Source organism: Xanthomonas campestris pv. asclepiadis (assembly GCF_020784175.1).
Classification (GTDB): Bacteria; Pseudomonadota; Gammaproteobacteria; order Xanthomonadales; family Xanthomonadaceae; genus Xanthomonas; species Xanthomonas campestris_D.
On record NZ_JAJGQM010000058.1, the window covers coordinates 18,699 to 30,031 of the forward strand.

Sequence of the window (11,333 nt, forward strand, 5' to 3'; positions counted from 1 at the left end):
CTTTTAAACACTACAAGCGCATTGATGGTTTCAAACCCATTTATACCCCTGCAATCATTGCCCTATATAGCTTGCCGATAAAATCTTTTATGAAAGTCGAACTGAAAATTTAGCTGTTCGAGTGGCAATTATTGAGATCACCTTAGGCAATCATCGGCACGAAATTTCTGTCCTATTTTATCATTGACAGAAAATCCCCTCCCCTTATCAAACGTCTACCTCCTCAAAATTGGATCGTAGATGCACTTTAAACACTCTCAACTTCACAAGTATTTGCAGCACCCCAAAGGTCAGTTATTTATCCGAAGCATTCGCATCGGCAAAGTCGAATTCACTGACATGGTCGTTCAAGATCGAGCCGGCGCGCTTCACCTTCAGGACCTGGTCCAAGCGACTTACGACCATCATGAAAAGCTCCGGCGGCTTCGCCGATCCGGAACTCGCTATCCAGAACCGCTGCCCCTAGCCACTCCGGCGCGGCTCCTTTCTGAAGAGGTCGACGACTTCCTCAAAGACAAAGAACGACAGAACCTTCGCACCACCACGATCGATGCGTATCGTCGGACGCTTGCCATCCTGCAACGCGTGAGCGGCAACACCTCTGTTGCTCGGATCGACCACACGCACATCTACCAGATGTGGGATCTGCTGCGATGGGCGCCCGAGGACTTCATGACCAACCCCAAACATCAGGGATTGAGCGTCGAAGCCTTGATCGCCAAGGGTCAACGTCAAGGACGGCCACAGCCGGCCAACGCAACACTCGAACTGCATCGGCGCTTCCTCGCGTCCTTCTTCAACACCTTAGTCAAAGCGCGTGCCATCCCACACTCCCCAATGGATGCGTTCAAGCCGGCCAGAGAAGAACTACTGGCTGATCAGGACGAGCCCGAGCGGCTTCTCTCACCGGAGGAAATCCAGAATATTTTCAACCCCGAGACCTTTTTGCCTTGGGCCAAGAAGTATCCGCACCGTTGGTGGTGCCCGCTCATTGCCCTTTTCACGGGTGCTCGGATCAATGAGATCGCCCAACTCAAAGTGGCTGACATCATGCAAGACCAAGGCGTGTGGTGCTTCTCGATCCAGAAAACCGTGGACGAAGACCTGGCGCAAAGCGCTGGCAAGCGCACTCGGCAAAGCCTCAAAGGCAAGAGCGCGATCCGCAAGGTGCCGATCCACGACAGTCTTCTCCAAGCAGGCTTCCTCGACTTCCTTGCCGACATCAAAGCGTCCGGCCACCCGCGCCTCTTCCCGAACCTGTCGGCTGGCACCTGCCGCAAGACCGGGGAGCCAAACGGGCGCTACAGCCAGGGCTTCGTCAACCAGTTTGCTGCCTACTTGAAAGGCCTAGGCTTCGGCAAAGGGATCGGATCGCACGCCTTCCGCCATACTCTGGCAACAGAACTCGATGCAAAGGGAGTGCGGGTGGAGCACATTGCATTGATCACAGGTCACGCGCTCAACAAGAAGGCGCCCGTGCTGCAGGACAACTATGTCCACAAATCGGCCGGGAACACCCGGAAGATCCAAGTGGAGGCGTTGAGCCACTATCAGCCGGCTGTGAAGCTGCCGGGCTATGTGCGCGGGCAGTTCAAGGAACGGTTGAGGAAGGGAGCGAGGATGTATCCATGATATGACTCGGCGCGCTTGCAAGTGGACCCCAACCAGCACTACACACAAAGCTGAACGTGGAGTTGTATAGTTGATCTGTAGGCAGCTCCAATTTTGCTGCTCCAACCAAGGTCAGTCAGGGAGAAAGTTTAGCAATGTCTGGACCTACGATGAAGATCCTCTATGGCCCTCCCGGCACAGGAAAAACGTGGAGGGCGGCCAGAGAAGCCGTCAAGGCCGTCGAGCCGGACCGCTATGACGCTATCTTTGCTGAGCCCGACCCTGGCCAGGCATTGATGAAGCTACATAGTGATCTGGTCGCCGACGGCCGAATCCTATGGGTGACCTTTCATCCAAGCTACTCCTATGAAGACTTCATTGAGGGATATCGCCCGCTAGTAGACGAGTCGGGACAACTCGCCTATCGAGTAGTCGACGGTCCGTTTAAAGCATTGTGCCAGCGCGCTGGCTTTAAGTCAGATCTCCAAATCGGTGACCAGTTGACCGATGGCGGTGGTCGCCCAGCAGGGACTGTCGTTGGTAAGGACGCAGGGGGCTGGATTGTGCAGGTCCAAACCGGCCGAAGCGACGCAGTCGCTCCGAAAATCGATAAATATGTGCCCCGTTATGTGGTCAATCGCATTTTGGAAAGCGGATTTGATCCAAATATCTTCTCGATTGCAGGAAAGTCACTTCTTCCACTGTCAAATTACGGCATAGACCCTGCCGAACCTGATGTCCCCGCTACTCAACCAGGCGAGACCAGCGATAACCGACTCGGTTCGACCATTCGGAAAATTGTCGCTGCACGCACAGGAATGTTTTCCAGCTCTGACCTGAGCAACGCTTCACATATTGGATCAGTGGTCAGGCGAATCACTGAACTCCGCTCCCAGAGCGCAAGCACCAGAACTCCGGTGGTGATCGTTATTGACGAGATCAACCGCGCAGAGCCGTCGAGAGTCTTCGGCGAGTTGCTCACGCTACTGGAAATCAACAAACGCGAGGGAATGGAAGAGGAAAAAAAGATTGCATTGCCTTACTCAAAAGAACTCTTCTCCGTTCCGCAGGAAGTCTCTGTCATTGGAACGATGAACACTGTTGACCGCTCATTGACTGCGCTGGATTTCGCTATGCGTAGGCGCTTTGAGTTCGAACTGGTGTCACCCGAACCGGACTTGGTTTCCAACAACATGGCCGGCGTGGATGTTCAAGCGCTTCTTATTAGGCTTAACGCACGCATCAAGCTACTTTTAGGCAGCGGATACGAATTCGGGCATGCGTTCTTTATGGAATCTAGGATCAGCAGCGTCCAAAAGTCTGAGCACTGGCTTGGCCTTGCAGACGGCGAGCTGAGAGCACTGGCTCACATCTTAAGAGCGAACATTTTTCCCACGCTGGGTGAGTATCTGCATGACGACTGGGTCAAAGTGCGGGCTGTTGCTGGCCAAGCACAAACTCCAACGAAACTTGAGTCTTTATTTGAAAAAACATTATCCGATGCTACTTTTCTAGATCGCCTATCTGACGATTATGAAATAGCAGAGGTCCGTCCTGGGAGCTATGCTTCTTGGTGGGACCCAAAATCCAACGCCTGGGATAATGATCGCTTCAAAGCGTTTATCATAGCTCTCGCAGCAGGGCTGTAACGGAGGCCTATTGCATTGATTACGGTTACCACATGGGAGGGGATGCAGGTCCCCTTTCCTGATCACATCGATCAACGAAAATTCGCTGATCGAGTCATGCGCGCCACAGCGCAGATGAGCGTTCCAGCATTTCGAGTCAAAAAAGGACGCCTCTATGCTGCTGAGGTCGTTGGATGCATTCAAACAGCCGGCATCCGTATCAATGTGCTACCTAAGCTCGACACGCCAGACAAAGACAGAGATCGCAACTTTCTCTTAAACATGCTTACCGCTGCTAGCCACCTAAGAAATCCTCTTTCTAGTCCTGCTAGCGTCAAAGGGTCTTCTCTCGATCCTCTCGAAGCACTGATCTTCGAGATTGCATCCGAGCTCAGATCTGCTCTGTTTGACGGCCCACCGCGTCGATATGAAGAGAAACAGGAAGAATTATCCACTGTGCGCGGACGCATTGACTTCACCAGGCTTGCAACCCGACTGCCCAGTGATCAGATCCGTATCCCCGTTCGATACTCTCCACTTCACATACACAACGAACTGGCTATCTGTCTGAAGGCAATCGCGCTTCTACTAAACAGGATCAGCAAGAGCAACGCTAATAGACTACTGCTTGCCTCCGTTATAGGTCAGTTTGATGCTGTTCCAACGCGGAAACTGAGGCTATCACAGCTCATGTCACTTAGGCTTATGCCCTCAGAAGATAAGTGGGCGCGTGCGATTTCGATTGCCAAAATGTTTCTTTCAAATCAATCGCCGGACCCTACCTTTTCAGGTCAAAATGAAGCCTTCTCCCTGATCTTCCCTTTACAACATCTTTTTGAACGTGCTATGCGGGGCATTCTGTCGTCTGCACTTTCTGGAACGGAACTTCAATCGACTCACAAAAGTGAATCTCTTTTCCTCTATTACGATGAGTCTGATAAATCAGGAGTAGTGCGCCTTAAACCTGACTATCTCTTAAGGAAGTCGGAAAAAATCATTGCGGTAGCTGATGCGAAGTGGAAGCGCGTCTCTGAGAAAGGTCGAGCCTACGGGGTCAAGCGTGAAGACCTTTATCAACTCAACGCATATCTCTCTCGCTACGAGGCATCGCACGCTTTGGTATTCTTCCCAAAAGCGCCGTGGATGAACCAATCGTGGGTCGCACGTTATATAAGTCCTAACGGTTCTGACAAAGTCCATTTGATTGGCACAGACATCGAGCGCCTCGTTTCCCGTAACAAAGTTACGCGCGCCGAAGCATTGGGAGACCTTTCACTAGTCATTACGCAGACGCTCGCTGGACACTAGCGAGACTCGCGCGGGCTTCCTAGCCCGCCATTCAACATGCTTCACATCTGGATCGAGGAGATCCTCGATTGTCCAAATTTCTTGGGTTGAATCATGGGATGCTTGACTGACGTTGACCACCACTGGTCTCGGCCCAAAAATCCTCGCAGTCTCACTTAGGCATTGAATAACGCGCTCCGCCGCAGCAAACGGATTCAAGTCGATCTCATGTTCCCAAAGCCTGAGGACATGCCATCCAGCCAAAAGCAACGCACCAGTTTGACGTCTATCACGAGCTGTGTTGATAGCGAGCTTCTCTGCCCAGAAGGCTTCGCGAGACCTGGGACGCACGTAATGGTGGGTGCAACCATGCCAGAAGCACCCATCGACGAATACCAAGAGTTTCTGTGCAGGGAAGACTAAATCGGGCCGTGCACCCTCAATCCGCAATCCCAGGCGATAACGAAGTCCACGTGACCAGAGCAGACGGCGCAAGACTAGTTCAGGCTTGGTGTTCGAACCCCGGATGCGCGCCATGTTCGCACTGCGGACTGCGACAGGATCCTTCCGCACCTTGCCTGGTCTGGTCAAAAAAAGCCCCTAGTTCTTTCTGCTTTTTCCCTGCGCCGCAACTTTCCGTGAAAAATCACTTCGCGAAAGAGCTACAGCCACACGCTCTGCAAACTGCTGACTCAACAATGGCGGCACAGCATTCCCAACGACTTTGAAGCCATCCACTAAGCCGACCGCACCGAAACGATAGTCATCAGGAAACGACTGGACTCTGGCCGCCTCGCGAACTGAAAGCGTCCGTGGCAAGAAAGGATGAACATATGCATATGTGTCTTTTGCCATGTGACTGACGATGGTCTTTGAGGGAACAGAAGGATCCATGCGTGACATCCAGTCCCCATGCGCTCCTTCGCGCTTGCGAAGGTAGTTCTCTGAAAGAAGATGATGTTGCAGCTCACCGGGTTGAGGCGCGATACATTCCAAAAGAAGCCGGATGGTCAGAGAACCATCCATCATGCTGGACAACTCCTCTACCTCTGCTGCGCTTACACCAAGTTTTTTTGATAGCTGATGATTATTTTTCATCTCCTCCTTGAGAGATACAAATATAGAATTCAACTTTGCTAGAGTAGGAGATTCATCTGCTCGATAATCCATCCACCGCTTGCCCGGGCCCATCATTGCAAAGAAAGCGGCGTCATCTGGGCGCGGTTGACGAGCGATGTGCGCATCAATCACTTGACCTTTGAAAGTCCAATTACGGAATGCAGCATCACCTGACACGAAAGCAAGAGAGCTTTCCTCGTTGGCATGCTCAATAGACCTCGATACAGTTCTTTTGCTTTGACTGTCAAAATCGGGATTCGGCAAACCTTCAAGAGCGACTTGCAAGGACACTGGCGTGCGGCGCTTCAGCGCCAGGCACCATTCAGCAGCGTCAATGTCATGGAGACTCTCAGCGGTGTCGAGCCGAACGCCTGCCATAACAAAACGCTCTCGGTTCTGTGGCACTGCATGTTGGGAAGCAACAACGATGCGGCTTGATGCTTTATAGCCAATACCGCGCTCCGAAACCGCCTCGATAGCCTCCGCCAAAATGTCAGCGGCATCGAATTCAATTCCCTCCGATTTAACTACTGCCTGAAAATGTCTTACGTTCTCAAAGAGAAAGACTTCTGGCGCAAGCGCCGCGACGAAGAGCACATATTGATGCATCAACTGATTGCGACTGTCGACTGAATCTTCGTCCTCGTGCACATGGACGCTCTGCTCACGTAAGCTTCTGATCTTCCCGCGACCAATTCGACTGAACCCCTGGCAGGGTGGACCACCCAGCACCACGGAGACTTGGTAGCCTGACTCATAGACTTTCCGCAGATTTTTCTGAACGCCAATGTCGTCGAAAAAAGCAACGCGTAGAGCTTCCCGCTCACCGCGCCACTCGATCCAGAGCTTTTTGACGCGCTGCATCGGCGCACTATCCAAGAAGATCTGGAAGCGCTGGATACGTTCAGCAGCAGAAGCGAGTTGCCCACGCCCAGATCCACTGCCACGTTGAGAGAGCTTTTCAGCCTCTTTGTCCCACAGCTTTCGAGCACGTGCCTTGCAGGCGCGCAGCAGCTTTTCATCGACAATTAGCTTATCGATACCTGCAACAGATGGCGTCTCACCATCCATACACCAGATTAGAGGGCCCATCTTTGGATGCCCTGATCCCGTCAACGGAAGCTTGGTGGCATAGTGAAAGCCACCCACTGAGGTCTGGTTTAGCGCCGCTCCGCTCACACCCTTCAACGCCGCGATGTAGGCTGGGTCACGTCGGATCTGAGCTAAAGCGCTGAGAAACAGCTTGTCATGAGCGTGCATCTTGCTACGCAAAGCAGGAATACCGCCATGTCCCACGGCACCTAGGCGTTCTGCAAGGATCAAGTCTTTCGTGGATCTAGCCAAATGATCCAAATAGTAAGCCTGGACCTCGCCTTCACTCATGAAGTCTGCAATGTCAGCTTGCCTGGCGATACCGAGTTCACCAGCCGACGGATGGTTGTCATTGAACACCTTGACCATCGGCTCTTCGATATCCAACGCCATTGCGATTCGGAAAGTTCCTCCACCGTTCAAACGCTCAAAGCCAAGCGACATACCACCACAACCACAGAAAAGATCGACCACGTTTCGCGGCTTGTCGAAAGTGGGCATATCCCCTTGGGGACTGATATCGGCAGGCTCCACAGGCGCGATCGCTGCTTCAACACCTTCTTTTTGTCGCTGGGACTTAGCAGTTCCATCGAGCCACATCCGATACTTAGCAAGAGAATCGCTACGCACATACTCGCCGTCTAGATGGCGGGCTAGTGCTGAAGCGCCAATGCCGATTGCATTAGCCGCTTGACTCAAGTCGATCCCTTCACGTTGGATACGATCATGAACCAGCTTAAGAACAGAATCAATCATTCAATAATAACTCAATATAAATGGATAGATAATTAGCGTGCACTTGGCTTAACGTTAATGCCACATACTTATTTATAGTGTCAGTTCGATTTAACGTCAATGCCACAACGTTCGTTATTATGACAGTCCAGCAAGATACTCAACTGTCTCTGGATGCTTTTGAACCAATCGAATCAAAGTAACTGCTTGCGCATTTGGACGTGCGCGTCCCTGCTCCCAACCTTCAAGCGTCCGCGCATTGGTGCGCAAATATTTTGCAAAGACAGTCCGCGACATCCGCAATCCGTTCCTGATCTCCACAAGCTCTTCTGCGGTCAAATCTGGCAGATCAGGGACCTCAACCTTATCGGATCGTAGGGTTACCTTCCGAACGAGCCGGCCATCTGTGTGGTCGAGACCAGACTGCATCACCGCTGAGTTTTGAATCGTCATCTGAATCTCTCCGCTTCACTTGGCAACAAGGCAGTCAGCGTAGGTGGTACGCATTGAAACAAATTCCTGTCTCAGGAGCCGGGACTGATCCCACTCCGAGACTGATCGAATCATACGTGATCTACGTAGGAATTCAAGTGATGCTGACTCTGCAAGACCGCCGACGGAAGATCGTTGCAATGCCGCAATCGAGTGAGGACAGCTCTTTTGGGTGGCGAGGAGGCAAAGCTGGGCGTTGGCGCGAGCTCTTCGGCGCTGAGAACGAAACGATGATATCCCTGCACCCAGAGCTCTTCCGATTTGGTCATAGCTGCAATTTGGTTATTTGGCTACCAGCCCGCCGTTCACGGCAGCTAGTAATTCGTCTTGTCTGAACAGATGAATTGGCTTTCCCTCTTGCGAAATCTGCTGCCTAGAGTAGAGTCAGCAGGCATCACTGCTACTAGATGGAGAGCAGACATGAACCCTGGTCTTAGCCTTGCTAACTTGGAACGAATTTTGAGTGCTTCGCACGAGCCAGGCAGAGTGACTCGGACAGTTGGCGATTCCGTTTTTTATATCAAATTGCGTAATGGAGCAGTCTTTGGGTTACCGCCCGATGCATTGCTAGTCAAATCACCCAAGGGTATTTCTCGCTACGCAGGAGAGCCATTCCGCAAACTCGGCCTCATAAACGGTGCGGATGTAGAGGTGTATGGAACCAAGGATTCGGCCAACCCACGTGTGGTCTTATTAGATACAGAATCACGGACTAGTCTTTTCAAACGAATCTTCCCCGACTAACAACCAGGCTTATTCACACATGGAAGTTGCCCCTGGGGACGCTTGCACTGGTACTTGCAGTTCACGTTTGGCATTGCCTGCAGCCACCCGGAAATTTGGCCACCTAGTTGATTGCTCAGCCTTTCAGGCCGGAGACTTGATACTCACTGGCCCTGCTGGCGAAGAACCTGATTTCACCTCCCGCAAGATCATACAAGCTCAATCTAAAGCCTACTCCGCTCTAGATGCGCGCTGGACGCATGCCGCTGTCTGGATTGGCGACGGCGAGAATATTTGCGAGGCAAATTTCGGAGTTCCTGGTCGCAGACGCGGAGTTATGATTCGGTCACTCAATGAGTATGCAGACGGCGAGCATTTAATCAAGATTCGTCGCCCGTTAGGCTTGACAGACCGCGAACGCACGCTGGTCGCTACTGGCGCTATTGTGAACTTGAAACAATCTTATGATTTCTCCTTTTTGGTTCGTCTTTGGTGGAAAGCGGTTAGGGGCCAAGGATTCCACGACAGAACAGGAGGTCGGATTCCAATAGCGGCAAATGCGCTAGTATGCTCAACCCTTTATGCGGATGCATTAGCTTATGGCGCGCATATTGCAGTAGCAGGAAACGGCATTTGTGTCCCAGCTCAACTATCTTGCAGCCCACTTTTCGATGACACCGTTCCCATATCATGGCTTAAACTAATATAGGAGGGTGACCATGGGCGCACGCTGCGAAATGGAATTTCTCTACTGACATTTCTGTATCAGTCTGAGCAACTCCCGCGCGCCCGTTGACTTGAAGCTGTCCGTGACACTTGACTGCATCAACTCTTGCAAAATGCAGCCTAGTCAATCATTGCAACAGACCGCCTTCGGCGTCCGCTGAATTCGGACGTTATGCCATGGTCGAGGAACAACATCGGCGCCCACATCTTCGAATAGCTTCGTAGAGCTGACACCGTCCATTCCCATAGTGACTCATCCTTGCCTAGATTGGACGCCCCCGGCTTTGCCATCCAACATCACTCTAGGGCCGAGCTCATTGTAAATCACTCTTGCATTTTTGCACTTATAGCATTACCGATGCATACTCAATCCTACAAGCTGTGGCACACTCAGCGCAGGCGTTAGTGCTGGAGAGCGTGGTTGCACCATCCAATCAGTGCAGCCACTCACTGCTCAACAAATTATTCAAGCCGAATTCGCTTCGCAACTCGGATCACTTCAGTTTTTAGACTGGCATGAAATATTTTCACATCGACACAGATTCTCACCATCGCACAAATTGGAAACCTCTTTGCGCGCATCAAGAATTCAATGCAGGAAAAAACCTCAATCCCATCTTCAGCAATTGGATCAAATCTGCCACTAGAATTGAAGACAAAATAACGGAAACCGACGTCAAAGTGAACTTCTCGATAATGCTTCGGGAGTCTGTTTTTGAGAACATTAGACTTGAAAAAAATCCTGGCCTACCGTCTCGAAAGAACTGCATTTGGCTTTGCGACTCTGAAGCTCATGCACGAGACTGGCTCTCAAGAATTCCGCATAATGGTATGAGGCGGATTTTGGAGATAGAGCAGCTTGATGGATCTCTGCATAAAGCATACGAGCAACATCTAACAAATAATCCTGAGAACATCATTGAGCTTGAGGGGAGAGCAACTAATTACTGGTCTGGACATGGATTCGGTCGATATGAGCTTCTAGCAACCGGGCACTTTCGTGTTACACGCGTGCTGCCTGTCTGACGATCCATTCGAACCGAACCCAGTTAGCCAATTAGCCAATTAGCTTAGCTCAGGCATCAAGGTCATGGTGGAGCAACATCGCTGTGACCACGTCCATCGTCGACTCCTCTTAATTCAATGCCAGCCAAAACTAGAGGTCTGCGGTTGATGTTGATCACGGAACTGGGCGCGTGTTAGCCCGCCCAGGCTGACGTGCGGGATCTGCTGGTTGTAGTCGGCCAGCCAGTTTTCGGTCTGTCCGCGAACCTCGCTCAGCGTGCGGAAGATATGAATGTCCAGCACGCCGCGCCGGTAGCTGCCGTTGAAGCGTTCGATAAAACCTTTTTTCATTGGACGCCCCGGCTCGATGAAGTCCAAAACGATGCCCTTGCGCTCGGCCCACTCGGACAAGGCCAATGCGACAAACTCCGGGCCATTGTCCAAGCGAAGTTTGCCCGGGTAGCCGCGCCAGGCCGCGATGCGTTCCAAGGTGCGGATGACGCGGGCGGCCTGAAGATTCAAGTCCACTTCGATCGTCAAGGCTTCCCGGCTGAAGTCGTCGATGACCTTGAACGTACGGAGGCGTCGACCATCCCACAGCGCATCGGACATGAAGTCGATCGACCATCCGGCATTGGGGTGTGCTCCGCATGCCAACGGTTTTGGATGACGCGTCGGGATCCGGCGCCTGTTGCGACGACGTTGATTGAGCTTCATCAGGCAGTACATGCGCCACACCCTTTTATGATTCCACACATGTCCGCGACAGCCGATGATCTGAAAAAGCTTTCCAAAACCACGCTCGGGAAAGCGCTCGGCCAATTCGGACAGAAGCGCAATTGTCGACTCCCCGTAAAATTGGTCCATCCATAGTTAGAGGTCCCCGGGCACACTAGCCACCAAGGAGACCAACGA

At 51.9% G+C, this 11,333-nt stretch carries 8 protein-coding genes and 1 pseudogene; 5 read left to right on the top strand and 4 right to left on the bottom strand.

Annotated elements, in window-relative coordinates:
- The first annotated feature begins 456 nt into the window (after positions 1-456).
- The 3 genes from LL972_RS19125 (at position 457) to LL972_RS19135 (ending at position 4,547) form a co-directional block, all read left to right on the top strand.
- Positions 457-1,632 (top strand): site-specific integrase, encoded by a 1,176-nt coding sequence (locus LL972_RS19125; RefSeq protein ID WP_323134232.1) that lies wholly within the window; start codon positions 457-459, stop codon positions 1,630-1,632.
- A gap of 149 nt (positions 1,633-1,781) precedes the next feature.
- Positions 1,782-3,260 carry an McrB family protein gene (locus tag LL972_RS19130; RefSeq protein WP_019304160.1) on the top strand — a complete coding sequence of 493 codons (1,479 nt, stop codon included), beginning with the start codon at positions 1,782-1,784 and terminating at the stop codon, positions 3,258-3,260.
- Positions 3,261-3,275: 15 nt separating this feature from the next.
- A complete protein-coding gene (locus LL972_RS19135) occupies positions 3,276-4,547 on the top strand; it encodes an McrC family protein (protein ID WP_228328936.1) in 1,272 nt (423 codons plus the stop codon).
- Here LL972_RS19135 and LL972_RS19140 read toward each other — a convergent pair.
- The 3 genes from LL972_RS19140 to LL972_RS19150 all read right to left on the bottom strand — a co-directional run bounded on the left by LL972_RS19140 (position 4,515) and on the right by LL972_RS19150 (position 7,925).
- On the bottom strand, positions 4,515-5,099 hold the full coding sequence (locus LL972_RS19140; RefSeq protein ID WP_228328939.1) for a very short patch repair endonuclease: 585 nt from the start codon (positions 5,097-5,099) through the stop codon (positions 4,515-4,517). The two genes, LL972_RS19135 and LL972_RS19140, sit on opposite strands and share 33 nt — an antisense overlap.
- Positions 5,100-5,126: 27 nt before the next feature.
- A complete protein-coding gene (locus LL972_RS19145; protein WP_228328937.1) occupies positions 5,127-7,493 on the bottom strand; it encodes a DNA cytosine methyltransferase in 2,367 nt (788 codons plus the stop codon).
- Positions 7,494-7,610: 117 nt separating this feature from the next.
- Positions 7,611-7,925 carry a helix-turn-helix domain-containing protein gene (locus LL972_RS19150; RefSeq protein ID WP_080098434.1) on the bottom strand — a complete coding sequence of 105 codons (315 nt, stop codon included), beginning with the start codon at positions 7,923-7,925 and terminating at the stop codon, positions 7,611-7,613.
- 802 nt (positions 7,926-8,727) lie between these two features.
- Between LL972_RS19150 and LL972_RS19155 the strand changes: the two genes are divergently transcribed.
- On the top strand, positions 8,728-9,396 hold the full coding sequence (locus tag LL972_RS19155; RefSeq protein ID WP_228328938.1) for a hypothetical protein: 669 nt from the start codon (positions 8,728-8,730) through the stop codon (positions 9,394-9,396).
- A 533-nt stretch (positions 9,397-9,929) separates the two neighbouring features.
- Positions 9,930-10,439 carry a DUF2441 domain-containing protein gene (locus tag LL972_RS19160; RefSeq protein WP_080098557.1) on the top strand — a complete coding sequence of 170 codons (510 nt, stop codon included), beginning with the start codon at positions 9,930-9,932 and terminating at the stop codon, positions 10,437-10,439.
- A 114-nt stretch (positions 10,440-10,553) separates the two neighbouring features.
- On the opposite strand, the pseudogene LL972_RS19165 reads toward LL972_RS19160, so the two are convergent.
- Positions 10,554-11,267: pseudogene (locus LL972_RS19165) on the bottom strand (IS3 family transposase); the annotation flags it as partial.
- Positions 11,268-11,333 lie beyond the last annotated feature (66 nt).

Coding starts and splice junctions, on each gene's coding strand:
- LL972_RS19150 (WP_080098434.1), bottom strand. CDS start 7,925: ATGACGATTCAAAACTCAGCGGTGATGCAGTCTGGTCTCGACCACACA.
- LL972_RS19160 (WP_080098557.1), top strand. CDS start 9,930: ATGAAATATTTTCACATCGACACAGATTCTCACCATCGCACAAATTGG.
- LL972_RS19155 (WP_228328938.1), top strand. CDS start 8,728: ATGGAAGTTGCCCCTGGGGACGCTTGCACTGGTACTTGCAGTTCACGT.
- LL972_RS19145 (WP_228328937.1), bottom strand. CDS start 7,493: ATGATTGATTCTGTTCTTAAGCTGGTTCATGATCGTATCCAACGTGAA.
- LL972_RS19130 (WP_019304160.1), top strand. CDS start 1,782: ATGAAGATCCTCTATGGCCCTCCCGGCACAGGAAAAACGTGGAGGGCG.